The 24,377-nt window shown below is 54.3% G+C and carries 22 protein-coding genes; 11 read left to right on the top strand and 11 right to left on the bottom strand.

Features of this window, described 5'->3' with window-relative positions:
• Window positions 1-39: 39 nt before the first annotated feature.
• Window positions 40-927: a LysR family transcriptional regulator gene (locus QEN31_RS21490; RefSeq protein WP_000354963.1), complete on the bottom strand. Its 888-nt coding sequence runs from the start codon at window positions 925-927 to the stop codon at window positions 40-42.
• 103 nt (window positions 928-1,030) lie between these two features.
• On the opposite strand from QEN31_RS21490, the gene QEN31_RS21485 reads away from it, so the two are divergent.
• Together QEN31_RS21485 and QEN31_RS21480 are read left to right on the top strand one after the other, a co-directional pair.
• A complete protein-coding gene (locus QEN31_RS21485; protein WP_000257347.1) occupies window positions 1,031-1,441 on the top strand; it encodes a CidA/LrgA family protein in 411 nt (136 codons plus the stop codon).
• Window positions 1,434-2,123 (top strand): LrgB family protein, encoded by a 690-nt coding sequence (locus tag QEN31_RS21480; protein ID WP_001067096.1) that lies wholly within the window; start codon window positions 1,434-1,436, stop codon window positions 2,121-2,123. The genes QEN31_RS21485 and QEN31_RS21480 overlap by 8 nt, the downstream gene beginning before the upstream one ends.
• A gap of 38 nt (window positions 2,124-2,161) precedes the next feature.
• On the opposite strand, the gene actP is transcribed toward QEN31_RS21480, so the two are convergent.
• From actP to acs, 3 genes are all read right to left on the bottom strand, one after another.
• Complete coding sequence (gene actP / locus QEN31_RS21475; protein ID WP_000832536.1) at window positions 2,162-3,811, bottom strand: cation/acetate symporter ActP; 1,650 nt, start codon at window positions 3,809-3,811, stop codon at window positions 2,162-2,164.
• Window positions 3,808-4,122: a DUF485 domain-containing protein gene (locus tag QEN31_RS21470; RefSeq protein ID WP_000999621.1), complete on the bottom strand. Its 315-nt coding sequence runs from the start codon at window positions 4,120-4,122 to the stop codon at window positions 3,808-3,810. The genes actP and QEN31_RS21470 overlap by 4 nt, the downstream gene beginning before the upstream one ends.
• A gap of 245 nt (window positions 4,123-4,367) precedes the next feature.
• On the bottom strand, window positions 4,368-6,326 hold the full coding sequence (gene acs / locus QEN31_RS21465; protein ID WP_000083882.1) for an acetate--CoA ligase: 1,959 nt from the start codon (window positions 6,324-6,326) through the stop codon (window positions 4,368-4,370).
• A 431-nt stretch (window positions 6,327-6,757) separates the two neighbouring features.
• Here acs and nrfA point away from each other — a divergent pair, with 431 nt between their 5' ends.
• From nrfA to gltP, 7 genes are all read left to right on the top strand, one after another.
• Complete coding sequence (gene nrfA, locus QEN31_RS21460; RefSeq protein WP_000101771.1) at window positions 6,758-8,194, top strand: ammonia-forming nitrite reductase cytochrome c552 subunit; 1,437 nt, start codon at window positions 6,758-6,760, stop codon at window positions 8,192-8,194.
• A 111-nt stretch (window positions 8,195-8,305) separates the two neighbouring features.
• Complete coding sequence (nrfB, locus tag QEN31_RS21455; protein WP_000115065.1) at window positions 8,306-8,872, top strand: cytochrome c nitrite reductase pentaheme subunit; 567 nt, start codon at window positions 8,306-8,308, stop codon at window positions 8,870-8,872.
• Window positions 8,869-9,540 (top strand): cytochrome c nitrite reductase Fe-S protein, encoded by a 672-nt coding sequence (nrfC, locus tag QEN31_RS21450; RefSeq protein ID WP_001278030.1) that lies wholly within the window; start codon window positions 8,869-8,871, stop codon window positions 9,538-9,540. The genes nrfB and nrfC overlap by 4 nt, the downstream gene beginning before the upstream one ends.
• Complete coding sequence (gene nrfD, locus QEN31_RS21445) at window positions 9,537-10,493, top strand: cytochrome c nitrite reductase subunit NrfD (RefSeq protein ID WP_000199637.1); 957 nt, start codon at window positions 9,537-9,539, stop codon at window positions 10,491-10,493. The genes nrfC and nrfD overlap by 4 nt, the downstream gene beginning before the upstream one ends.
• Window positions 10,486-12,708, top strand: coding sequence for a heme lyase NrfEFG subunit NrfEF (gene nrfEF, locus QEN31_RS21440; RefSeq protein ID WP_000551709.1), 2,223 nt, complete (start codon window positions 10,486-10,488; stop codon window positions 12,706-12,708). Before nrfD ends, nrfEF begins: the two co-directional genes overlap by 8 nt.
• Complete coding sequence (gene nrfG / locus QEN31_RS21435; RefSeq protein ID WP_000083243.1) at window positions 12,705-13,325, top strand: heme lyase NrfEFG subunit NrfG; 621 nt, start codon at window positions 12,705-12,707, stop codon at window positions 13,323-13,325. Before nrfEF ends, nrfG begins: the two co-directional genes overlap by 4 nt.
• Before the next feature lie 344 nt (window positions 13,326-13,669).
• Window positions 13,670-14,980 (top strand): glutamate/aspartate:proton symporter GltP, encoded by a 1,311-nt coding sequence (gene gltP, locus QEN31_RS21430; protein ID WP_000793278.1) that lies wholly within the window; start codon window positions 13,670-13,672, stop codon window positions 14,978-14,980.
• A 157-nt stretch (window positions 14,981-15,137) separates the two neighbouring features.
• Here gltP and yjcO read toward each other — a convergent pair whose 3' ends face one another.
• From yjcO to QEN31_RS21400, 6 genes are all read right to left on the bottom strand, one after another.
• The gene (gene yjcO, locus QEN31_RS21425; RefSeq protein ID WP_000771451.1) at window positions 15,138-15,827 is read right to left on the bottom strand and encodes a Sel1 family TPR-like repeat protein YjcO; all 690 of its coding nucleotides are present in this window, start codon (window positions 15,825-15,827) and stop codon (window positions 15,138-15,140) included.
• Between the two features lie 176 nt (window positions 15,828-16,003).
• Window positions 16,004-18,151: a formate dehydrogenase H subunit alpha, selenocysteine-containing gene (locus tag QEN31_RS21420; RefSeq protein WP_011233236.1), complete on the bottom strand. Its 2,148-nt coding sequence runs from the start codon at window positions 18,149-18,151 to the stop codon at window positions 16,004-16,006.
• Window positions 18,152-18,516: 365 nt separating this feature from the next.
• On the bottom strand, window positions 18,517-19,425 hold the full coding sequence (lpxO, locus tag QEN31_RS21415) for a lipid A hydroxylase LpxO (RefSeq protein ID WP_000457029.1): 909 nt from the start codon (window positions 19,423-19,425) through the stop codon (window positions 18,517-18,519).
• Between the two features lie 257 nt (window positions 19,426-19,682).
• Window positions 19,683-20,117, bottom strand: a complete 435-nt coding sequence (phnO, locus tag QEN31_RS21410; RefSeq protein ID WP_001673662.1) for an aminoalkylphosphonate N-acetyltransferase — start codon at window positions 20,115-20,117, stop codon at window positions 19,683-19,685.
• A gap of 151 nt (window positions 20,118-20,268) precedes the next feature.
• The gene (gene yjdN, locus QEN31_RS21405; protein ID WP_001131303.1) at window positions 20,269-20,712 is read right to left on the bottom strand and encodes a VOC family metalloprotein YjdN; all 444 of its coding nucleotides are present in this window, start codon (window positions 20,710-20,712) and stop codon (window positions 20,269-20,271) included.
• A 119-nt stretch (window positions 20,713-20,831) separates the two neighbouring features.
• Window positions 20,832-21,167 (bottom strand): zinc ribbon domain-containing protein YjdM, encoded by a 336-nt coding sequence (locus QEN31_RS21400; RefSeq protein WP_000056482.1) that lies wholly within the window; start codon window positions 21,165-21,167, stop codon window positions 20,832-20,834.
• Between the two features lie 467 nt (window positions 21,168-21,634).
• On the opposite strand from QEN31_RS21400, the gene proP reads away from it, so the two are divergent.
• Window positions 21,635-23,137 (top strand): glycine betaine/L-proline transporter ProP, encoded by a 1,503-nt coding sequence (gene proP / locus QEN31_RS21395; RefSeq protein WP_000919710.1) that lies wholly within the window; start codon window positions 21,635-21,637, stop codon window positions 23,135-23,137.
• A 69-nt stretch (window positions 23,138-23,206) separates the two neighbouring features.
• Complete coding sequence (gene pmrR, locus QEN31_RS21390) at window positions 23,207-23,296, top strand: LpxT activity modulator PmrR (RefSeq protein ID WP_000844399.1); 90 nt, start codon at window positions 23,207-23,209, stop codon at window positions 23,294-23,296.
• Window positions 23,297-23,303: 7 nt separating this feature from the next.
• On the opposite strand, the gene pmrB is transcribed toward pmrR, so the two are convergent.
• Window positions 23,304-24,374: a two-component system sensor histidine kinase PmrB gene (gene pmrB / locus QEN31_RS21385; protein ID WP_001212189.1), complete on the bottom strand. Its 1,071-nt coding sequence runs from the start codon at window positions 24,372-24,374 to the stop codon at window positions 23,304-23,306.
• Window positions 24,375-24,377 lie beyond the last annotated feature (3 nt).

Genomic DNA, 24,377 nt, shown 5'->3' with positions numbered 1-24,377 from the left:
TGCTTGCGCCGCCATCCGGCAAGGGTCTTAACCCATGGCTTACGGTTGTTTCAGCCAAAACCCTTCGCAACAGGTTAACCATGCCCGGGCGCTGTGCGACAGATACACGCCCTCTCGCCAAATCATGCCCAACTGCCAGCGGAGATCGCTTTCCAGCGGTAGCCAGCGCAGCGTGGCCTTATCCAGACGCTGACAAATCGGCTCCGGCAAAATGGCGATGCCGACGCCCGCTTGCACCATGGCGGCGAGAAAATCCCATTGCCCGCTGCGCACGGCAATCCGTGGTTTTACGTCATGCTGGCTAAATAAGGTCATCAACTGGCGGCTCAGGGCAAAGTCTTCGTTATAGATAAGAAGAGGATGCTCCGCCAGAGCTTCAGGCGCGATGGAGTCGCCGGTTGTCCACTGACCGGAACGGGGAACCAGCACGCACAGCGGATGGCTGAACAGCGATAACGTCGTCAGCCCGCTCGCTTCTTCCACCGGGAGCGCGGTCATCGCAACATCCAGCTCGCCATTCATTACCGCCTGCTGTACCGTCAGGCCGCCAAACTCCGAAATTTTGAGTTCAACGCCAGGGTAGCGTTGTCGAAACAAACTGATTGGCCCGGCCATCAACATGCCGACCATCGGGGGAATACCCAGCCGCAGCACGCCCTTATTGAGATGGTTAATATCGCTCAACTCGGCCTCTAACTGGCGAAACTCAGCGAGGATCGCCAGACCGCGTTCAAACACCACGCGTCCGGTATCGGTCAGCAATAACTTACGTCCGTCGCGGATCAGTAGCGTACAGTTAAGCTCATCTTCAAGATTTTTCAGCATTTTGCTAATGGTGGGCTGGGTGACAAATAACTTCTCCGCTGCGCGGGTGAAACTTTGCTGGCGCACCACCTCGACAAAATAACGCAGCGTTCTGATATCCATGATTATTCCTTCCGACTATGCCTGCAATGATTTTAATTCATTTCTGCCCGTGACGGAGGTTCTCTATACTGGCGCTCCGTATTATTTTTCAGGACATTCCCTCATGGCTGTGGCGATAAGCCGCGTTACGCCTGCCGTTGTGCAACGACTCCAGGTACCGGTTCAGGTACTGCTCTATGCAGGTTTATTCATTTTTTCCCAATATCTTGTCTCCTGGCTGCACCTGCCGTTGCCCGCGAATCTGGTCGGCATGGTGCTTATGTTGGCGCTGATCGTTTGCCGGATTATTCCGCTTAGCTGGGTACGCGCAGGCGCACGCTGGCTGCTGGCGGAGATGCTGTTATTCTTTGTTCCCGCCGTCGTGGCGGTAGTGAACTATGCCCATCTGTTACTGGTGGACGGCTGGCGCATTTTCTCGGTGATAGCGATCAGTACCTTAATGGTACTCGGCGCGACGGCGTGGGTGGTGGATAAAGTGTATCGCTATGAGATGAGCAGGCTAAACCGTGAATAACGTTCAGTTAAGCGTACTGTGCCTGGTGATTACGCTGGGAATTTATTTCGCCAATAAGCGCCTGTATCGCCGTTTTCGCAAATTGCCGTTGATGCCATTAGTGCTGACGCCGGCACTGCTGGTGTTAATGCTGGTGTTCGGTCATATCTCCTGGCAAAACTACATTGGTGAATCGCACTGGCTATTGTGGCTGCTCGGCCCGGCGACCATTGCCTTTGCGGTGCCGGTGTACGATAACCTCGCGATTATCAAACGTCACTGGATGTCGCTCACCGCGGGCGTAGTGACGGCGACGGTGGTGGCAGTCACCAGTTCCGTTTGGCTGGCGCGTCTGTTCACGTTATCGGATGAGATTCAGCGTAGTCTGGCGGTACGTTCCGTTACCACGCCGTTTGCGCTGGCGGCGGCAGAACCCCTGGGCGGGCAGCCAGATCTGGTGGCGCTGTTCGTGGTCGTCACTGGCGTGTTTGGCATGGCGGTCGGCGACGCGCTATTTTTGCGTCTCTCTATCCGGGAAGGCATGGCAAAAGGGGCAGGATTCGGCGCGGCGTCACATGGGGCGGGCACGGCGCGTTCCTATGAACTTGGTCAGCAGGAGGGCGTCGTCGCCAGTCTGGTAATGATGCTGTCCGGCGTGGTGATGGTGCTGGCAGCCCCGCTGGTGGCGAGGGTGATGTTCTGATTTTCCTCCGACCCACAGGGCCGGAGGAAACGGTAAGATTAATGCGCACGCCCTTGTTGTACGCCGAATCCCGTTTGGGAGCGGATAAACTGAGCGCGGAACTGCTCACGTTCACGGTTGCCTTCTGCCGAGTTATCGGTGGCCGAGAAGAACCAGATCCCCAGGAACGCCACGCTGATAGAGAACAGCGCCGGATACTCATACGGGAAGATCGCTTTTTCGTGGCCGAGGATCTGCACCCAAATGGTAGGGCCAAGAATCATCAGCACCACCGCTGTCAGTAAACCTAACCAGCCGCCCAGCATAGCGCCGCGCGTGGTCAGTTTTGACCAGTACATGGAAAGCAGAATGATGGGGAAGTTGCAGCTCGCGGCGATAGCAAATGCCAGGCCCACCATAAAGGCGATGTTCTGATTTTCAAACAGGACGCCGAGGATAATGGCGATCACGCCCAGCACCAGGACGGTGATTTTCGACACCTTCAGCTCTTCACGTTCGGTTGCGCCTTTGCGGAACACGTTGGCGTACAAGTCATGCGACACCGCCGATGCGCCCGCCAGCGTCAGACCTGCGACCACCGCCAGAATGGTGGCAAACGCCACTGCCGAAATAAAGCCGAGGAACAGGTTGCCGCCTACCGCGTTGGCCAGATGCACCGCCGCCATGTTATTGCCGCCAATCAGCGCGCCTGCGGCATCTTTATAGGCGGGATTCGCCCCCACCAGCATGATAGCGCCGAAGCCGATAATAAAGGTCAGAATGTAGAAATAGCCCATAAAACCGGTGGCGTAGAACACGCTCTTGCGCGCTTCGCGGGCATCGCTGACCGTAAAGAAACGCATCAGAATATGCGGCAAGCCGGCGGTGCCGAACATCAGTCCCAGACCCAACGACAATGCCGAAATCGGATCTTGCACCAATCCTCCTGGGCTCATAATCGCCGTGCCTTTCGGGTGTACCGCCATGGCTTCGGTAAACAGATTATTGAAGCTAAAGCCGACGTGTTTCATCACCATAAAGGCCATAAAACTGGCGCCAAACAGCAACAGGACGGCTTTGATAATTTGCACCCACGTTGTCGCCAGCATCCCGCCGAACAGCACGTACATCATCATCAGCACGCCGACCAGCACCACAGCGATGTGATAGTTGAGGCCGAACAGCAGTTCAATCAGTTTACCGGCGCCGACCATTTGGGCGATGAGATAAAGCGCCACCACTACCAGGGAGCCACAGGCCGAAAGAATACGGATTGGCCCCTGTTTCAGGCGATAAGAGGCAACGTCAGCAAAAGTATAACGTCCCAGATTACGCAGGCGCTCGGCAATCAAAAACAGGATGATTGGCCAGCCGACAAGGAAGCCCAGCGAATAGATCAGCCCGTCATAACCGGAGGTAAACACCAGCGCGGAAATGCCGAGAAATGACGCGGCAGACATATAGTCGCCGGCAATCGCCAGGCCGTTCTGGAACCCGGTGATATTGCCGCCAGCGGTGTAGTAGTCGCTACGGGAACGTACGCGTTTAGAGGCCCAGTAGGTAATACCGAGCGTAAACACGACGAAAATCAAAAACATGATAATCGCCTGCCAGTTGGTGGGCTGGCGTTCAACCGCGCCGCTAATGGCATCCGCCGCATGAGCGGCGAAGGGGAGTGCGGCGGCAAGCGCCGTCAGAACTCTCTTCATAATACTTTCACCTCATGCAGTACGGCGTTATTAAGACGATCGAATTCGCCGTTCGCCCGCCAGATATAAATTCCGGTCAACACAAAAGAAATCACAATCACCCCGACGCCAATGGGAATTCCTCGGGTGACGCTGGTTCCCGCATGTAGAGGCGTGCCCAGCCAGCCAGGCGCGAAGGCGATCAGTAAAATAAAGCTGATATAAACCGCCAGCATGATAACCGACAGAATCGTGGCAAACCGTTGCCGTTTTTCAACTAATTCCCTGAAACGCGCACTGTCTTCTATCCGCTGATAAATTTGGTCATTCATCACAGAGCTCTCCAGAGGTCCCCCTGCGTCTTTCGCGCTACAGGCGCGTTGGCCGCACTCGCGCGCCCCAGCCACATAGTGAACTTGAACTATGCTGCTGAGGGTGTGCTCGCTTGCCGCCTTCCTGTAACACGAAATCCTTTGGGGGAGGGTTTTTTATATTTCCCTCTCCCGGTTTGAGAGAGGGCAGGGGTAGGGTCGTAGGCCGGATAAAACGCGTTCGCGTTGCCATCCGGCATTTATGGTTATGACGGCATCGCGATGGCCTGCTTCTCTTCGAGCAGTTTCTCCACCACGCCAGGATCGGCGAGAGTCGAGGTATCGCCCAGATTGCTGGTATCGCCCGCCGCGATTTTGCGCAAAATGCGGCGCATAATTTTGCCGGAACGGGTTTTTGGCAGTGAGTCGGTCCAGTGCAGCACGTCCGGCGTCGCCAGTGGGCCAATCTCTTTACGTACCCAGTTGCGCACCTCCGCGTACAGTTCTGGCGACGGCTCCTCGCCGTGGTTGAGCGTCACATAAGCGTAAATCGCCTGGCCTTTGATAGCGTGTGGAATACCCACCACCGCCGCTTCGGCGATCTTCGGATGCGCCACCAGCGCTGACTCGATTTCCGCCGTACCCAGACGGTGGCCGGAGACGTTTAACACGTCGTCCACGCGACCGGTGATCCAGTAATAGCCGTCCTCATCGCGACGCGCGCCGTCGCCGCTGAAATACATATTCTTAAAGGTAGAGAAATAGGTCTGCTCAAAACGTTCATGATCGCCGAACAGAGTGCGCGCCTGGCCCGGCCAGGAATCGGTGATGACCAGATTGCCTTCCGTCGCGCCTTCTTGCGGATGGCCTTCGTTATCCACCAGCGCAGGCTGTACGCCAAAGAAAGGACGGGTGGCGGAACCGGCTTTCAGTTCGATAGCGCCTGGTAGCGGCGTGATCATAAAACCGCCTGTTTCAGTCTGCCACCAGGTGTCGACGACCGGACATTTTTCCTTGCCGATCTTCTTCCAGTACCATTCCCACGCTTCGGGATTGATCGGCTCGCCGACGGAACCCAGAATGCGCAGTGAAGAACGGTCGGTGCCTTCAATGGCTTTATCGCCTTCCGCCATCAGCGCGCGGATGGCCGTCGGGGCGGTATAGAGAATGTTGACCTGGTGTTTGTCGACCACCTGGCACATGCGAGCGGGCGTTGGCCAATTCGGCACGCCTTCAAACATTAAGGTGGTCGCGCCGCAGGCCAGCGGGCCATACAACAGATAGCTGTGCCCCGTCACCCAACCCACATCGGCGGTACACCAGTAAATATCGCCAGGGTGATAATCAAAGACATACTTAAAGGTGGTCGCGGCGTAGACCAGATAGCCGCCGGTGGTGTGCAGCACGCCTTTCGGCTTGCCGGTGGAGCCGGAGGTATAAAGGATAAACAGCGGATCTTCGGCATTCATCGCTTCAGGCTGGTGCTCAGGGCTGGCTTTTTCAATCAAATCGCGCCACCACAGGTCGCGGCCTTCTTGCCAGTCAATGTCGCTGCCGGTGCGCTTCAGGACGATCACATGCTCAACGCTAGTGACATTCGGGTTTTTCAGCGCGTCATCGACATTCTTTTTCAGCGGGATACTGCGTCCGGCACGTACACCTTCGTCAGCGGTGATCACCAGCCGCGAGCTGGAGTCGATAATGCGTCCGGCGACGGCTTCCGGCGAGAAGCCCCCGAAGATCACCGAATGCACCGCACCGATGCGGGCGCAGGCCAACATTGCCACCGCCGCTTCCGGCACCATCGGCATATAAATCGCTACCACATCGCCTTTTTTAATGCCCAGATCCAGCAGCGTATTCGCGAAACGGCAGACATCGCGATGCAGTTCGCGATAAGAGATATGTTTACTCTGCGACGTGTCATCGCCTTCCCAGATAATGGCGGTGCGATCGCCATTTTCCTGCAAATGGCGGTCAAGACAGTTCGCCGCCAGATTCAGCGTGCCGTCCTCGTACCATTTAATCGACACATTGCCTGGCGCAAAGGAGGTGTTTTTCACTTTTTGGTACGGCGTGATCCAATCGAGAATTTTTCCCTGTTCGCCCCAAAACGTATCGGGGTCGTTAATAGACTGTTTATATTTAGTCTCATACTGCTCTGGATTTATCAGGCAACGATCCGCAATGTTGGCGGGAATGGCGTGTTTATGTGTTTGGCTCATGCTGTTGTTCTCCTTGTGGGATGTTAATAATATGTCGCATAAACGTTAAATGTAGGGTCTTAATAAGTTTTGTTTAGTATTTGGGCGACAGATCACGCAAAAAGGGAACTGTGCAAATAAGCAGCAATCTATTTTTTGATTGTGTCCCGCAAAATTAGATAAATTTTCGGGATAACATGACGTTATATGAAATTTTTTAAAAAAGTGATCCGTGTCCGGAAATCAGAAAAGAGAGGGAGTTTTGTCCAGGTTACTAACTCTAAAGTGGTATTTTACATACACTTACAATTGATTAAAGACAACATTTTAAGTGTGGTTATTTGTTACACATAGAGGAGATCAATGTAATAACAGTATTTGTGCGGTTGCTGTTATGGAAAACGATAAAAAATCGCCATTAAAGATAATGGCGCAATCTGGATGAGACCTCTATGGCAAGGAAAACACTACGCGCACGCCGTTTCTTCAGCCTTATATTTCCTTTTTTCTTCATTACCTCTGTTTACGCTGAGCAAACGCCTGAATCCGCAAAAACCGTTACTGTTGAAGCGAAAAATGAAATGTTCGCGCCTCAACACCCCGACCAATATCAGTCATGGAAAGCGACGTCAGAACAGTCTGCCCGTGAAGATGCGCTGGCGGAAGACCCTCGTCTGGTGATCCTGTGGGCGGGCTATCCCTTCTCCCGTGATTACAACAAACCACGCGGCCACGCGTATGCGGTAACTGACGTGCGCGAAACGCTGCGTACCGGCGCGCCAAAAACGGCGGAAGACGGCCCGCTGCCGATGGCCTGCTGGAGTTGTAAAAGCCCCGATGTCGCGCGCCTTATCCAACAAGAAGGCGAAGACGGCTACTTCCATGGCAAATGGGCGCGCGGCGGCCCGGAAATTGTCAACGATTTGGGCTGTGCCGACTGTCATAACACCGCGTCGGACGATTTCGCCCAGGGGAAGCCAGCGTTAACGTTGTCGCGCCCCTATGCCGAACGGGCGATGGAGGCTATCGGCAAACCGTTTGATAAAGCGGGACGATTTGATCAGCAATCGATGGTCTGCGGTCAGTGCCACGTGGAGTACTACTTTGACGGTAAAAACAAAGCCGTTAAGTTCCCGTGGGATGAGGGCATGAAGGTCGAAAATATGGAGCAATACTACGACACTATCGCCTTCTCTGACTGGACTAACTCTCTGTCGAAAACCCCGATGCTCAAAGCGCAGCACCCGGAATATGAAACCTGGAGCGCGGGCATTCACGGTAAGAACAACGTGACCTGTATCGACTGCCACATGCCGAAAGTACAGAACGCCGAAGGCAAGCTCTACACCGACCATAAAATCGGCAACCCGTTCGACAATTTCGCGCAAACCTGCGCCAACTGCCACACCCAGGACAAAGCGTCCCTGCAAAAAGTGGTCGCCGAGCGTAAACAGGCGATTCATGACCTGAAAATCAAGGTTGAAGATCAGCTGGTACATGCGCACTTCGAAGCGAAAGCCGCATGGGATGCGGGGGCGACAGACGCGGAAATGAAACCGATTCTGAACGATATTCGCCACGCGCAGTGGCGTTGGGATCTGGCGATTGCGTCACACGGTATTCATATGCATGCCCCGGAAGAAGGTCTACGGATGTTAGGCAGTGCGATGGATAAAGCCGCGGATGCCCGTACTAAACTGGCGCGACTGCTGGCGACCAAAGGCATTACCCATGAAATTCCGCTGCCGGATATTTCGACGAAAGAGAAGGCGCAGAAAGCGATTGGTTTGAATATGCAACAAATCAACGCGGAGAAGCAGGACTTCCTGAAAACGGTCGTACCGCAGTGGGAAGATCAGGCGCGTAAAAACGGTCTGTTAAGCCAATAACCTCACATGTGACAAATTTGCCGGATGACAGCGCAAGCGCTTTATCCGGCCTACAGAAGTCTTGTAGGCCTTAAAGCTGCGCGCCATCAGGCATTATGTAATGGAGTGAATATGAGCGTATTACGTTCGTTATTAACTGCTGGGGTGCTGGCGTCAGGCCTGTTCTGGAGCCTGAGTGGAATTACTGCCACGCCAACGCCGCAGGAGTCGGATCAACGCTGGACGGTCACCCAGCAGCGTAATCCGGATGCTGCCTGTCTGGACTGTCACAAGCCGGACACCGAAGGTATGCACGGTAAACATACGGGCGCTATCAACCCGAACAATAAATTGCCGATAACCTGTACCAACTGCCACGGTCAACCGTCGCTTCACCACCGTGAAGGGGTGAAAGATGTGATGCGTTTTAACGACCCGATGTATACGGTAGAGCAGCAGAACAGCGTCTGTATGTCCTGCCACTTGCCTGAACAACTGCAAAAAGCGTTCTGGCCGCACGATGTTCATGTTACTAAAGTGACCTGCGCCAGTTGCCATTCCCTGCATCCGCAGCAAGACACGATGCAGACGCTAAGCGAGAAAGGGCGGATCAAAATATGCGTGGATTGCCACAGCGATCAGCGTACTAACCCGCACTTTAATCCGGCGTCCGTTCCGTTGCTTAAGGAGCAGCCATGAGTTGCACCCGACGTCAATTTATTACCCGCGTCGGCGCGCTGGCGGCGGTCAGTGGGATGGCAGGACGCGTTGTAGCGAACACGTTGAATATTAATGGCGTGCGTTATGGCATGGTACACGATGAGTCATTATGCATCGGCTGCACGGCCTGCATGGATGCCTGTCGGGAAGTCAACACCGTGCCGGAAGGCGTATCGCGCCTGACGATTATTCGCAGCGAGCCGCAGGGGACGTTTCCTGATGTGAAGTATCGCTTCTTCCGCCACTCGTGCCAGCATTGCGACCATGCCCCCTGCGTTGACGTCTGCCCGACGGGGGCATCATTCCGCGATGCCGCCAGCGGTATTGTCGACGTGAATCCGGACCTTTGCGTCGGCTGCCAGTACTGCATTGCCGCGTGTCCCTACCGCGTGCGCTTTATCCATCCGGTCAGTAAGACGGCGGATAAATGCGATTTCTGCCGGAAAACCAACCTGAAAGCGGGCAAACAGCCCGCCTGCGTTGAGTCATGCCCGACGAAGGCGCTGACGTTTGGTAATCTGGACGATCCCAACAGCGATATTTCCCGTTTGTTGCGGCAGAAAACCACCTATCGTTACAAGCTGGCGCTGGGCACAAAACCGAAGGTCTACCGCGTTCCCTTTAACTATGGGGAGGTGAGCCAATGACATCCGCTTCTGCATTTCATTTTGCATCACTGGTGTGGGACTGGCCCATCGCCATCTATCTGTTTCTGATTGGCATCTCCGCCGGACTGGTTACGTTGGCGATTCTGCTGCGCCGCTTCCATCCGGAGGCGGGCGGTTCGGACAGTACGCTGCTGCGCACTACGCTGGTGTTAGGGCCGGGGGCGATTATTCTTGGTCTGCTGATTCTGGTCTTTCACCTGACGCGCCCGTGGACCTTCTGGAAGCTGATGTTCCACTACAGCTTTACCTCGGTGATGTCGATGGGGGTGATGCTGTTCCAGTTGTACATGGTAGTGCTGGTGCTGTGGCTGGCGAAAATCTTTGAAAAAGAGGTGATTGCCCTGCAACAGCGTTGGCTGCCGCGGTCAGGGATCGTGCAGAAAGTGCTGACGCTGATCGCGCCGTTTCATCGCGCGCTGGAGACGTTAATGCTGGTACTGGCGGTTCTGCTCGGGGCGTACACCGGCTTTCTGCTGTCGGCGCTGAAATCCTATCCGTTCCTGAATAACCCGATCCTGCCGGCGCTGTTTCTGTTCTCCGGCATCTCCTCCGGCGCGGCGGTGGCGCTGATCGCTATGGCGTTACGCCATCGTAGCAACCCGCACAGCACCGAGGCGCGCTTTGTACATCGCATTGAAACCCCAGTGGTATGGCTGGAGATCTTCCTGCTGGCGGCCTTTTTTATCGGGCTGGCGCTGGGCGATGACGGCAAAATGCGCGCGCTGGCGGCGGCGCTGGGCGGCGGATTCTGGAGCTGGTGGTTCTGGCTTGGCGTCGTAGGGCTGGGATTGATTATCCCGCTGCTGCTGAAGCCCTGGGCAAACCGTAGCGTCACGTTTCACGGCGTGCTGGCCGTTTGCGGCGCCAGTTTGACCGGCGTGCTGCTGCTGCGCTTTTTCATTCTTTATGCGGGACAGCTAACGGTTGCATAATCTGGACATCTTCCTTCCTGAAGCCGGATTTCTGGCGCTGTTGTTGAGTCTCGGGGTCAACGTGCTGACCCCGCTGGCGACGTGGTGCGGGATGGGGCAGCACTGGCGCGGCGTCATGCGCCTGACGACCTGCGGCGCGTGGACGGCGTTCACGCTGCTGCTACTGGCGTTTGCGATTCTGGTTAGCTGTTTTCTGACCAGCGATTTTTCGGTCGTTTATGTTGCGCAGCATAGCCATAGTCAGTTGTCATGGGGACTGAAACTGGCGGCGGTATGGGGCGGTCATGAAGGTTCGCTCCTGCTGTGGGCGCTGCTTCTTTCGGGGTGGACGGCGCTATTCGCCTGGCGCTCCCGGCATGAATCTGACGCGCTTTTTCCGCTGACCCTGAGCATCTTGTCCTTCATTATGGCCTCGCTGCTGCTATTTATTGTGCTGTGGTCCGATCCGTTCCTGCGTATTTTCCCTCCCGCCATGGAAGGGCGCGACCTTAATCCCATGCTGCAACATCTGGGGCTGATCTTACATCCGCCGCTGCTCTATCTGGGTTATGGCGGCCTGATGACCGCGGCGAGCGTAGCGCTGGCTTCGCTACTGTGCGGCGGCTTTAACGCCACAACCGCCTGGGTTTGCTGGCGCTGGGCGTTACCGGGTTGGTGCGCTCTGACGCTGGGGATCATTCTCGGATCGTGGTGGGCATATTGCGAACTGGGCTGGGGCGGCTGGTGGTTCTGGGACCCGGTGGAAAATGCCTCGTTGTTGCCGTGGCTTGCCGCCAGCGCGTTGCTGCACAGTCTGTATGTCAGCCGCCAGCGCGGGAGCTTCCGCCACTGGTCGTTGCTGCTGGCGATACTGACGCTGATCCTCTCGTTGCTGGGAACGCTGATTGTGCGTTCCGGCATTCTGCTCTCCGTCCATGCTTTTGCGCTGGATAACGTGCGCGCGGTGCCGCTGTTTATCCTTTTTGCCGCGTTAAGTCTGGCATCGCTTGCTCTGTACGGCTGGCGGGCACGGGAGCCGTATCCGGCGACGCGTTTGGGCGGCGGAAAGTGCGAAACGCTCATTCTGACGACGCTGCTGCTCTTTAGCGCCGTCTTGTTGATCGTGCTGGTCGGGACGCTCTACCCCATGATTTATGGTTTGATGGGCTGGGGAAGGCTTTCGGTGGGCGCGCCCTATTTTAATCGCGTCACGCTGCCGTTTGGCCTGCTGATGCTGGTAGTTATCGTGCTGGCGACAATCAGAAGCCGCAAAGTCTCTGTGCGTTGTCAGCTTCCGGCATTGCTGGCGCATACGGGCGTATTTATCTTCGCCGCCGGGATCATGGTTTCCAGCGGCAGTCGGCATGAAATCAGCCTTAACCTCAGCCCCGGTCAGCAGGTGGTACTGGCGGGCTATACCTTTCGTTTCGAGCGTCTGGATCTGGAAGCCAAAGGCAACTACACCAGTGAAAAAGCGCGGATCACGTTGTGGCGGAATGAAAAACGCATTGGCAGCCTGCAGCCTGAAAGGCGCTTCTATGCCGCGCGTCGTCAACAGATGATGGAGCCGGGGATTCACTGGAACCTGCTACATGACTGGTACGCGGTGATGGGCGAAAAAACCGGACCGGATCGTTACGCCATGCGCTTATACGTGCAGACCGGCGTGCGCTGGATCTGGGGTGGGGGATTGTTGATGGTGTGTGGAGCGCTGCTGAGCGGATGGCGGGGGAGGAAGCATCCTGAGTTATTGCCTGATGGCGCTGCGCTTATCAGGCCTACGAGTGAAAAGCATGGTAGGCCGGATAAGGCGTTCACGCCGCCATCCGGCAAAACGATGTTACTTTTGGCTTTACTGATTTTTCTGCCTTTTGCCACCCATGCCCAGGTGGTGGACACATGGACGTTTGCCAACCCGCAGCAGCAGGAGAAAGCGCTGTCTATTGCCAGTCAACTGCGCTGTCCGCAGTGTCAGAACCAGAATTTGCTGGAATCCAATGCGCCCGTGGCGGTCAGTATGCGCCATCAGGTTTACAGCATGGTGGCCGAAGGTAAAAGCGAAGCGGAAATCACCGCCTGGATGACCGACCGTTATGGTGATTTCGTACGCTACAACCCGCCGTTGAATGAGCAAACGCTGCTGTTGTGGGCGCTGCCGTACCTGCTGTTATTGCTGGTGGGCGTGGTGGCCTGGCGGGTGAGAAAGCGTCAGCACGCAGGAGAGGGGGAACAATGAGCCAGTCTGAACACTCCACTGTGCCGTTACGTCCCATGCCCGTAAAGCGTCTGGCGGCTGCGGCGGTGTTGATGGTGGCTGCCTGTGTCGGCGGCTATCTGTTGACGCCGAAATGGCAGGCTGTGCGTAGCGAGCAACAGCGTCTGGCCGATCCGCTACGTGACTTTACGAACCCGCAAACGCCAGAGGCGCAGCTTTCCAGGCTGCAAGAAAAAATCCGCGCCAATCCGCAGGATAGCGAGCAATGGGCGCGGCTGGGCGAGTATTATCTCTATCGCAATGCGTATGACAATGCGCTGCTGGCATATCGTCAGGCGTTGCGTCTGCGAGGCGATAACGCGCAGCTTTTCGCCGCGCTGGCAACGGTGCTGTATTACCAGGCCGGGCAACATATGACGCCTGCGACGCGTGAAATGATTAATAAAGCGTTAGCGCTGGATGCGACAGAAGTGACCGCGCAGATGCTGCTGGCGGCGGATGCGTTTATGCAGGCGGATTATGCGCAAGCCGTGTCGCTGTGGCAAACCTTACTGGATGCCAACTCGCCGCGAGTGAACCGCGCGCAGCTGGTAGAGGCCATTAATTTGGCTAAATTGTTACAAAATCGGCAGAAATAATTTTTTCTTTTTTGTGACTTTTGTCATGTGTGCTGTTTAAAAAAACGGCGAATGAGACACAAGTAAAAATTAATTACCTCAGTGTATTATTCGTTTTTGACGAAGTAAAAAACTTTCCATAACAAATAGTTATTCATCATTAACGCCATAAACTCGCGTTATTATGCATAAAAACAGCCAAAAGCCCTGTTATGAAAGGGTTGCGCAAGACGCTATGCAAATGATACTGATTATGCGCGTTAAAAAACTCTACAAACCAACGCAACACAAATCATACCCTTTCAGTATGTATTGCTCTCATGCTTTCGGCGGAGAGCAACGCTTCATCGAGGAAGTCTGTTGTTATGAAAAATTTGAAAGTCAGCCTGGCCTGGCAAATTTTGCTGGCTATGGTGCTGGGCATTCTGTTGGGCAGCTATCTGCATTATCACAGTGACAGTCGTGAATGGCTGATTGCCAACCTGCTGTCGCCTGCTGGCGATATCTTTATCCATCTGATTAAAATGATCGTCGTGCCGATCGTGATCTCGACTCTGATTGTCGGCATCGCCGGCGTTGGCGATGCAAAACAGCTAGGCCGTATCGGCGCCAAAACCATTCTCTATTTTGAACTGATCACTACGGTGGCGATTATCCTCGGCATTACGCTGGCGAATGTCTTTCAGCCAGGCTCAGGCATTGATATGTCGCAACTGGCGACCGTCGATATTTCGAAATACCAGAACACCACGGCGGAAGTACAAAGTCATGCGCATGGGCTGATGGGGACGATACTGTCGCTGGTGCCGACCAATATCATCGCATCGATGGCCAAAGGGGATATGCTGCCAATTATCTTTTTCTCGGTCCTGTTTGGGCTGGGGTTGTCATCCCTGCCGGCAACGCACCGCGAACCGCTGGTGACGGTATTTCGTTCCATCTCTGAGACCATGTTTAAAGTCACCCATATGGTGATGCGCTATGCGCCAGTGGGCGTTTTTGCGCTGATCGCCGTCACGGTGGCGAATTTTGGTTTCGCGTCGCTGTGGCCGCTGGCGAAACTGGTGCTGCTGGTACACTTTGCCATTATCTTCTTTGCGCTGGTGGTGCTGGGCATTGTGGCGCGCCTGTGCGGGTTAAGTATCTGGATTCTGATTCGCATTCTGAAAGATGAATTGATTCTGGCGTACTCGACCGCCAGCTCCGAGAGCGTGCTGCCGCGCATTATCGAGAAGATGGAAGCTTACGGCGCGCCAGCCTCTATCACCAGTTTCGTGGTACCGACCGGTTACTCATTTAACCTCGACGGCTCCACGTTATACCAGAGCATCGCCGCCATTTTTATCGCGCAGCTATACGGTATCGACCTGTCGCTGTGGCAGGAAATTGTACTGGTGCTGACGCTGATGGTGACGTCGAAAGGGATTGCCGGCGTGCCTGGCGTTTCCTTCGTGGTGTTACTGGCGACGCTGGGCAGCGTGGGCATTCCGCTGGAAGGGCTGGCGTTTATCGCCGGTGTCGACCGTATCCTCGACATGGCGCGTACTGCGCTAAATGTGGTGGGGAATGCGCTGGCGGTGCTGGTGATCGCCAAGTGGGAACACAAGTTTGACCGCAAAAAAGCGCTGGCCTACGAGCGCGACGTGCTGGGCAAATTTGATAAGACCGCCCAATAACGGATTGCCGGATGGCGCTTTGCTTATCCGGCCTACAGCGAAAGAGAATGTAGGCCGGATAAGGCGTTCACGCTGCCATCCGACAACCTGCTCCGGGTTGCCTGATGGCGCTACGCTTATCAGGCCTACAACGACTACGTTCATCCGGCAATAAACATCAGCCATTTGTTAGCGTTTCGAACTCTTCGCAACCGGTATCAAACCCTTCCAGACAGCTTAGATTCAACCAGTGCAACGCCTTCTGCTTGTTCTTTTCAATAAAGCCCGGTTCTCCGTTTAAAAACATCATTCCCGCCCAGTATTCTGAATAGCCGGTACGGGAAATGGCGGAACTGCGTTTGAAATACCAGGCGGCTTTTTCATCATCGGCGGCAATGCCCACGCCGTTGGCGTAAATCAGGCCAAGCAACATTTGCGCATCCACCGCGGAGTCGTTATCCAGATCTTCAGAGGCCTTTTGCAGCAGCGAGATGGCTTTTGGGTAGTCCGGACGCCCGGCCTGGGTGTTGATCAGGATCCGCGCCAGCGTAATTTCGCCCGCTTTACTGCCCGCGTTAGCCGCCTTTTCAGCCAGCTTTTTCGCGTCGGGATAATCCAGGCTTACCGGATTAGTGATTTTGATTTGCGCCAGTAGCGCGCAGGCGTCGGCGTCGCCACTGTCGGCGGCTTTTTGCGCCCAGTATTCAGCTTTGTTCAAATCGCCATAGCTCAACCAACTGTCGGCCAGAAAATATTGTGCGCGTCTGTCACCTGCCTCTGCTGCCTGCAAATACTGGCTACCCGGCTCAGGATCTGCGGCATGGGCAAAGAATGTCATAAACAACATCAATGCAAGAAGTAGTTTCATTTTGAATTTTATTTAGGGTACGGAAAAGACAGTATAAAGAGATCGTATGGATAAAAAAACAGCCTCCGGGCGGAGGCTGTTATAGGAAAAATGCCTGATGGCGATGCTAATGCATCTTATCAGGCCTACAGTAGACGCAGGCCGAATAAAGCATTCTGATGCCGCCATCCGGCAGATCAACCCATTGCGCTTTCGCGCAGGCGGGTTTTCAGCTTGTTGTACTCATCAATCACATACTGCTCGGCGGCTCGCTGATCGGCGATCGGCTCAACGCGTACGGCGCAGTATTTGTACTCCGGCGTTTTGGTAATCGGGCTGAGGTTTTCAGTCACCAGCTCGTTACAGGCGCCGATCCACCACTGGTAGGTCATGTAAATCGCCCCTTTGTTCGGGCGATCGCTGACCTGCGCGCGGGTGATGATTTTGCCTTTGCGCGAATGAACCCACACCAGCGCTTCATCTTCAATGCCCAGACGCGCGGCGTCGGCGGTATTGATTTGCGCATAGCCCGGTTCATCGGCCAGCGCGGCCAGCGCCGCACAGTTACCGGTCATTGAGCGGCAGGAGTAGTGGCCGACTTCGCGCACCGTCGACAGTACCATCGGGTACTCTTCGGTGAGTTTATCGATAGGCGCTACCCAGTCGCAGGTGAAGAACTGCGCCAGACCGTTGGGGGTATCGAACTTCTCTTTAAAGAGGTACGAGGTTCCCTGATCGGCATCCGACGTGTCGCGGCACGGCCACTGGATATAGCCCAGCTCGCCCATTTTCTCGTAAGTGGCGCCGTAGAAATCCGGGCACAGATGACGCAACTCATCCCAGATCTCCTGGGTGTTGTTGTAGTGCATCGGATAGCCCATCCGGGTGGCGATTTCACTGATAATCTGCCAGTCGGTTTTCAGGTCCCACTTCGGCTCAACGGCTTTAAAGAAGCGCTGGAAGCCACGGTCAGCCGCAGAGAAGACGCCTTCATGCTCGCCCCAGGAGGTGGAGGGTAAAATCACATCCGCCGCCGACGCGGTTTTGGTCATGAAGATATCCTGCACGATGACCAGTTCCAGATCCTCAAACGCTTTACGTACTGCAGAGAGTTCCGCATCGGTTTGCAGCGGATCTTCACCCATAATGTACGCCGCGCGCACTTCGCCATGCGCCGCACGGTGCGGCAGCTCGCTGATGCGATAGCCGGTATGCGCAGGCAGACTTTCTACGCCCCAGGCTTTAGCGAACTTCTCGCGGTTTTCCGGGAACTTAACGTACTGGTAGCCCGGATAAGTATCCGGGAGCGCGCCCATATCGCACGCGCCCTGAACGTTGTTCTGGCCGCGAACCGGGTTAACGCCCGCGCTTGGCTTGCCGAGGTTGCCGGTCAGCATCGCGAGGCTGGTCAGTGAACGCACGGTTTCCACACCCTGATAGAACTGGGTGACGCCCATACCCCACAAGATCGCTGCGCTTTTCGCGCTGGCATACATCCGCGCCGCCTGACGAATTTCCTGTGCGCTCACGCCAGTGATCTCTTCGACGGACTCCGGCGTATAGCCTTCGACAATCTTACTGTATTCTTCAAAACCTTCGGTACGGCTGGCGACAAACGCTTTGTCGTACAGGTTTTCTTCAATAATGACATGCCCCATGGCGTTGAGCAGCGCGATATTCGAGCCGTTTTTCAACGCGATATGCATGTCAGCAATGCGCGCGGTTTCAATTTTGCGCGGATCGCAGACGATAATTTTCGCCCCGTTGCGTTTAGCGTTAATCACATGATTCGCCACGATAGGGTGGGAATCCGCCGGGTTATACCCGAAGACGAACACTAAATCAGTGTTATCAATTTCATTGATAGCATTACTCATTGCGCCGTTACCGACCGATTGGTGCAGACCTGCAACCGATGGGCCGTGTCAGACGCGAGCGCAGCAGTCAACGTTATTGGTACCAATAACGGCGCGTGCGAATTTTTGCATTACATAGTTGGTTTCATTTCCGGTACCGCGAGAGGAGCCGGTTGTCTGGATTGCATCCGGACCGTACTTCGCTTTGATGGCGCTCAAACGTTCAGCGACGTAATTGAGCGCTTCATCCCAGGAAACAGATTCCAGTTTGCCGCCACGCTGGCGACGGATCATTGGGGTTTTCAGGCGCGGGGTCAGGATCTGGGTATCATTAATAAAATCCCAGCCGTAGTAGCCCTTCAGACACAGGGTACCCTGGTTGGTTTTCCCCTGCGCCGCCTCAGCCCGGACGATTTTGCCGTTATCGACCACCAGATTGATTTTGCAACCTGATGCGCAATACGGGCAAACCGTGACGACTTTTTTCATCGGTTTCGCTCCAGTTAATCAAATCGCGCATACGCGCTGTCGCCCTCAGTATGCATGTTTTATGCCACTTTTTTAGTATGGGCTTTCCCTGATATTACGGGCGAATTTTGCTCAAAACCCTGACGAAAAACAGGCTATCGTCAGTTTTGACGTGTCGAAAGAAAATACCGCATGACATTTATTATGGGGAGAAACGCGGAGCGCAGGCCAGATAGGGCGGAGCCGCCATCCGGCAATCGACTCTGCCTGAAGTGGGGGTTTTTAATAAATTATCCGGATGGATGGACTCAAGGCCAGGGAACGCGTTGAGACTAACGCCAGGATAGAACAGGCCGCGGCAGGCAGTTTCATACCGCGGCCCGGCTTCAGAGGAGGCTGAAAAGGATTATCGCGGCAAAAATAGCGGCAATAACGAGATATTTCAGCGCGTAATAGAGAGTGCGGTTTTTCTTTTTCAGCCGTTGCCCGGCATCGCGTGCTGCATGAACGTATTTAAAGATGCGATTAATCGCACCGGTGCGATCGTTCTCGTCGTTTGGCGAACTAGCGGCGGACATCAACGATGCGCCGACCCAGTGGTTTACGCTCTGCGCCCAGCGCCATTTCATTGGACGCTCAATATCGCAAAAGAGGATAATACGCGTCTGCTCAGTTTTATTTTCCGCCCAATGAACGTAGGTTTCGTCGAAGATGACGGCTTCGCCGTCGCGCCAGCTATGGCGCTGTCGATCAACTTCAATAAAACAGCGGTCGTCATTCGGTGTGCTTAATCCAAGATGGTAACGTACTGAACCGGCATAGGGGTCGCGATGTTTTCCCAGATAGGCTCCGGGAGGCAACTCGGCGAACATCGCCGCTTTGATAGAGGGGATGCTGTTGACCAGCTTTGTCGTTATCGGGCATAACGTTTCCGCCGACGGGTGGGCATCGGAATACCATTTAAGGTAAAACCGTTTCCAGCCGCGCTTGAAAAAGGTATTGAATCCGGCGTCGTTATTGGCCTGCGCGGCTTTTATGTGATGCTGAAGCCGTAGTGCCTCTTCACGAATCACCTGCCAGTTTTCCGTCAGCTTCTGCAGCTCTGGAAATGCCGTGGTATCAAAGTACGGCTGCTTTGCCGGTAACGTTGAGAAGCGAGTCATGAACATATTGATCGGCGCCATAAACGTCGAGTGGTCAAAGAGCTGACGGGAAAGTTTTTGTTTTTCCACCCCGCGTGAATGCGCATAAATGACGCTGATAATAAAAATACCGATAATGATTGCTGCGAACATAACGTCACTGTCCTTCTAAGAAAACCTCATCCCGGGATTTTCAGGCAACCCTCCCGGTGATGCCAAAGAGAAAAGTGTAGTTCGTTGACAATAAATTTACATTTCTACAACTTAAAAGGGCCATTTTTGCTAAAGAAGCGAGTCAGCCCGTTTAACCTTTATCCAGGCTTGCCGACAGTAGAATTGAGATGACTCCGCTACTTCACCCGGTGACGGTTGATTACGTTATGCCTCATCTCCTGATGACGGCTGCCAGATCACAATGCTTTCGTAAACCGAAAATGACTTTGCTTGTAACCTTCGCGAAGATAAAAACGGTGTGCATCGCGGCGTTTAATATTTGTGGAAAGCTCCGTTAGCTCCGCCCCCGCCTGACGTGCTTCTTCTTCTGCCCAGGCCAGAAGCTGACTGCCAATTTTTTGTCCCCGCATCGGCGGTAATACCACCAGCTCCTGAATTTCGCCAATCCAGTTGGCATGATGGAGATGAAACTGCATATGCAGGCTGATCATGCCGACTACCTCTCCGTTGCGTAGCGCTAAACGATAATGAAGGTTGGGGTCCAGTAAATTAGCGGCGAACCCATCCCTGAAAGCCTGATAATCAAGCTCATTTTTAAGTAACTCACAGATAAGCGCGTAAACAGAATCGGTATCCTCTGTTGTCGCGTGGCGTAATTCACAGACTGGCATAATGTCCTCCCGACGCTTCATCAGGATCAACCATCTTTCGCCAGACTGTAGCAAACTACCGTCATTATTTATTCTATGGCAGCTAAACGGCGGATAACGTGCAGCCAAAGATCAATCTGATGGCAAGGGGGAGGGCGAGCCTCCCGGGGAGTTAGGTGGCAGGCTGATGTTTAACCACGTTAATCATCCACGGCACCCCGAAACGATCGCTGACCTTGCCGAAACCCTGCGCCCAGAAAGTCTCCTGCCAGTCCATTTCGATTTGCCCTTGTGCGGCAAGGTTATCAAACCAGCGCTTCCCTTCTGCTACATCCTGGGTATCAAGCACCAGCGTAAAGCCGGAATAATGCGCCCTTCCCGACGGGCTGGCATCACTCATCATGATATCGCTGCCAGCAATGCGCATGTTGGCGTGGGCGATAGCAGTATCGGGAAAGCGCATTCCTGACGGGCAGCCCTCTTCGTTATCCGCCGCCGAGGGGGGCATTTCACCGAAGCTGAGTTTATAAAGCAGTTCTGCGCCTAACGTTTGTTGATAATACGCGATGGCGTCGGCACAGTTGCCGGCAAAAGAGAGATAGGGACTTAACGGCATGATGGTTACCTCAGGTAAGAGATGCTCGTTAAGTGTAGTTCGAAATTGGCACAATATTGTCGGTGGCAGGGCCGCTCAGGCCCGGTAAGCAAGGCGCTACCGGGCAATGACACGGTAAATCAGTTCTTTTTCACGAACTCGGATTTCAGTTTCATCGGGCCAAAACCATCGATTTTGCAGTCGATGTTATGGTCGCCTTCAACCAGACGAATGTTCTTCACTTTGGTGCCGATTTTCAGCATGGAAGAGCTGCCTTTTACTTTCAGATCTTTCACGATGGTGACGCTATCGCCGTCTGCCAGCAGGTTGCCGTTGGCGTCTTTGACAATCAGCTCATCGCTCTCCTGAGCGGGTTCCGCATCGTTCCATTCGTGAGCGCATTCCGGGCAGATGAACATGCCGTTATCTTCGTAGGTATATTCGGAGTTACATTGCGGGCAGTGGGGTAATGACATGTTGGTATCCTCAAAAAGTCAGCGGGGGCAAACGCGCCCAAAAATGGCAGATCGCCGAAAAAGGCCGCAATTATACACAAAATCCTTAGCGTTGTCGGGACTATTGCCGCTTTTATAAAAGGGTCTGCGCCACGCCAGTCAGCAATGGTTTACACTCGAATAACCGCTTTTTTACTGTCACCACAGCGCATTAGGGCGTCCTTATTTACACCTTTTGACCGAATTGACATATATGTGTGAAGTTGATCACATATTTAAACCCTGTTAGGGTAAAAAGGTCATTAACTGCCCATTCAGGCGTCAACAGGTTCGGTTGTACAGTCCGTAACCGGACAGTGTAAGTAAACCTGCTACGCTTGTATGAGGGATAGCGTTCGCGCCCCTCCCTCCGCTCGACGGCGACGCTGGCGCGGTATGCCAGTGCCCGCCGTATATAGCGCTACAGGGCTTAGCCTATGAGGACAGCTATGCTGAAAAGGAAAAAAATAAAACCGATTACACTGGGCGATGTGACCATCATTGATGATGGTAAACTTCGCAAAGCGATTACCGCCGCCTCGCTGGGCAACGCGATGGAGTGGTTTGATTTTGGTGTTTATGGATTTGTTGCCTACGCGTTGGGTAAAGTCTTTTTCCCCGGCGCCGATCCCAGCGTCCAGATGATTGCCGCGCTGGCCACGTTTTCCGTTCCCTTCCTGATTCGTCCGCTCGGCGGGTTATTCTTTGGTATGCTCGGCGATAAATACGGGCGCCAGAAGATCCTGGCGATCACGATTGTGATTATGTCGATCAGTACCTTCTGTATCGGGTTAATCCCCTCTTACGCGACGATCGGTATCTGGGCGCCAATACTGTTGTTGCTGTGTAAAATGGCGCAGGGCTTCTCGGTTGGCGGGGAATATACCGGCGCGTCGATCTTTGTCGCGGAATATTCGCCGGATCGTAAACGCGGATTTATGGGAAGCTGGCTGGATTTTGGTTCTATCGCCGGATTCGTGCTGGGCGCGGGCGTGGTGGTCTTGATCTCGACGATTGTCGGCGAGGAGAATTTCCTTGAGTGGGGCTGGCGTATTCCGTTCTTTATCGCCCTGCCATTGGGGATTATTGGTCTCTACTTACGCCATGCGCTGGAGGAGACGCCAGCGTTTCAGCAGCACGTGGATAAACTGGAGCAGGGCGACCGCGAAGGGTTGCAGGATGGGCCGAAAGTCTCCTTTAAAGAGATTGCCACCAAACACTGGCGTAGCCTGTTGTCATGTATCGGTCTGGTGATTGCCACCAACGTGACCTACTACATGCTGCTCACCTACATGCCGAGCTACCTGTCGCATAACCTGCACTATTCTGAAGATCACGGCGTGTTGATTATCATCGCCATTATGATCGGGATGCTGTTTGTGCAGCCGGTGATGGGGCTGCTGAGCGACCGTTTCGGTCGACGTCCATTTGTGATTATGGGCAGCATTGCGCTGTTCGCGCTGGCGATCCCGGCCTTCATCCTGATTAACAGTAACGTTATTGGCCTGATTTTTGCAGGTTTGTTGATGCTGGCGGTGATTCTGAACTGCTTTACCGGGGTGATGGCCTCGACATTGCCGGCGATGTTTCCGACGCATATTCGTTATAGCGCGCTGGCGGCGGCTTTTAATATCTCTGTATTGATTGCCGGTCTGACGCCAACGCTGGCGGCCTGGCTGGTGGAAAGCTCGCAGGATCTGATGATGCCGGCGTATTATTTGATGGTCATCGCGGTGATAGGCTTGATTACCGGTATTTCCATGAAAGAAACGGCCAATCGTCCGTTAAAAGGCGCAACGCCAGCGGCGTCGGACATCCAGGAAGCGAAGGAAATTCTGGGCGAGCATTACGATAATATTGAGCAGAAAATCGACGACATCGATCAGGAAATTGCGGAGCTGCAGGTCAAACGTTCGCGTCTGGTACAGCAACATCCGCGTATCGATGAATAAATTTCGCGCTTAAGGTTCGCTTAATCTCTCGCGGGCATACTCTCCTCCATACCTTTGGAGGAGAGCGTCATGAAAAGCTATATTTATAAAAGTTTGACGACCCTGTGTAGTGTGCTGATTGTCAGCAGTTTTATCTATGTGTGGGTCACGACGTATTAAACGCCTGTTATGCCTTTTTCAACAGCACCCAGGCACGGGTGCCTGTTCTTTCCGTACGGTTTTGCAGGAAAAACTGTCCCTGATGTAGCTGGGTGATGCGGCTGACGATACTCAGCCCCAGGCCAATTCCGCCATAACGGCTGTCCATCCGCACGAACGCTTCGCTTAGCTTCCCGCATTTGCTTTCATCAATACCCGGCCCCTCGTCTTCGACCGCCATAATAGCGTCGGGGTCGGCGCTAATGTGGATAGTGATATGGGTTCCTTCAGGGCTATAGCGATGCGCGTTTTCCACCAGATTTCGCAACAGCATACGCAGTAACGTCGCATCACCGCGCACCACCACGTCCGCCGCGCTTTCCGGCAGCAACAGAGTTTGCTGGCGCGTTTCCAGCATGGTGTTCAGCTCATCGTAGGAGGGGAGGATCACATCTTCCAGCAGTTTTACTTCCTGATAATTCCCGGAAGAGAATGACTGGCCTACGCGCGCCAGTTGCAGAAGCTGGGAGACGCTATCCATCATCTGGTCAAGACGGGCGATAAGCGGCGCGACATCAACATTGTGGGTTTTTGACAATAATTCCAGATGCAAACGCACCCCCGACAGCGGCGTGCGTAGCTCATGGGCCACATCGGCGGTAAAAAGGCGTTCATTGTCGAGCGTGGTGGTCAAACGCGTAACCAGTTGATTGATCGCCGAGACGACGGACTCAATCTCAAGCGTGGAGCTGTGAATGGCGATCGGCGCCAGATTATCCGCCGTCCGCGCTTCCAGCTCTTTTTGCAGTTCGGCGAGCGGACGGGTAATACGCCGTACCGCCTGGTAACAAATTAGCAGCGTCAGGCTAACCATAAATACGCCGGGGACGATCAGGCTGGCGACCGCCTCGCGAATTTCGTGCATGATATGGCGATCGTTGTTGCGATTATCCCGCAGCGCCTGCTCGAACAATTGGATTTGCTCAGTGCTTTCATGCCATAACCAGAAGGTACTGATTAACTGGAACACCAGCAGAATAAGACCAATTGTCAGCATTAAACGCTGGCGAAGGGTCATCGCTCTTCGCTGAAAACGCATCAG

It is taken from the genome of Salmonella sp. SA15303 (assembly GCF_029962125.1).
Classification (GTDB): domain Bacteria; phylum Pseudomonadota; class Gammaproteobacteria; order Enterobacterales; family Enterobacteriaceae; genus Salmonella; species Salmonella enterica.
This window is presented reverse-complemented; position numbering and strand designations above follow the sequence as displayed.

Bases quoted from the DNA above. Each gene is read 5' to 3' on its own strand.
- nrfD (WP_000199637.1), top strand. From the start codon at position 9,537: ATGACATCCGCTTCTGCATTTCATTTTGCATCACTGGTGTGGGACTGG.
- actP (WP_000832536.1), bottom strand. From the start codon at position 3,811: ATGAAGAGAGTTCTGACGGCGCTTGCCGCCGCACTCCCCTTCGCCGCT.
- QEN31_RS21470 (WP_000999621.1), bottom strand. From the start codon at position 4,122: ATGAATGACCAAATTTATCAGCGGATAGAAGACAGTGCGCGTTTCAGG.
- nrfG (WP_000083243.1), top strand. From the start codon at position 12,705: ATGAGCCAGTCTGAACACTCCACTGTGCCGTTACGTCCCATGCCCGTA.
- proP (WP_000919710.1), top strand. From the start codon at position 21,635: ATGCTGAAAAGGAAAAAAATAAAACCGATTACACTGGGCGATGTGACC.
- yjdN (WP_001131303.1), bottom strand. From the start codon at position 20,712: ATGCCGTTAAGTCCCTATCTCTCTTTTGCCGGCAACTGTGCCGACGCC.
- gltP (WP_000793278.1), top strand. From the start codon at position 13,670: ATGAAAAATTTGAAAGTCAGCCTGGCCTGGCAAATTTTGCTGGCTATG.
- pmrR (WP_000844399.1), top strand. From the start codon at position 23,207: ATGAAAAGCTATATTTATAAAAGTTTGACGACCCTGTGTAGTGTGCTG.
- nrfA (WP_000101771.1), top strand. From the start codon at position 6,758: ATGGCAAGGAAAACACTACGCGCACGCCGTTTCTTCAGCCTTATATTT.
- acs (WP_000083882.1), bottom strand. From the start codon at position 6,326: ATGAGCCAAACACATAAACACGCCATTCCCGCCAACATTGCGGATCGT.
- QEN31_RS21485 (WP_000257347.1), top strand. From the start codon at position 1,031: ATGGCTGTGGCGATAAGCCGCGTTACGCCTGCCGTTGTGCAACGACTC.
- QEN31_RS21490 (WP_000354963.1), bottom strand. From the start codon at position 927: ATGGATATCAGAACGCTGCGTTATTTTGTCGAGGTGGTGCGCCAGCAA.
- lpxO (WP_000457029.1), bottom strand. From the start codon at position 19,425: ATGTTCGCAGCAATCATTATCGGTATTTTTATTATCAGCGTCATTTAT.
- nrfB (WP_000115065.1), top strand. From the start codon at position 8,306: ATGAGCGTATTACGTTCGTTATTAACTGCTGGGGTGCTGGCGTCAGGC.
- QEN31_RS21400 (WP_000056482.1), bottom strand. From the start codon at position 21,167: ATGTCATTACCCCACTGCCCGCAATGTAACTCCGAATATACCTACGAA.
- phnO (WP_001673662.1), bottom strand. From the start codon at position 20,117: ATGCCAGTCTGTGAATTACGCCACGCGACAACAGAGGATACCGATTCT.
- pmrB (WP_001212189.1), bottom strand. From the start codon at position 24,374: ATGCGTTTTCAGCGAAGAGCGATGACCCTTCGCCAGCGTTTAATGCTG.
- yjcO (WP_000771451.1), bottom strand. From the start codon at position 15,827: ATGAAACTACTTCTTGCATTGATGTTGTTTATGACATTCTTTGCCCAT.
- nrfC (WP_001278030.1), top strand. From the start codon at position 8,869: ATGAGTTGCACCCGACGTCAATTTATTACCCGCGTCGGCGCGCTGGCG.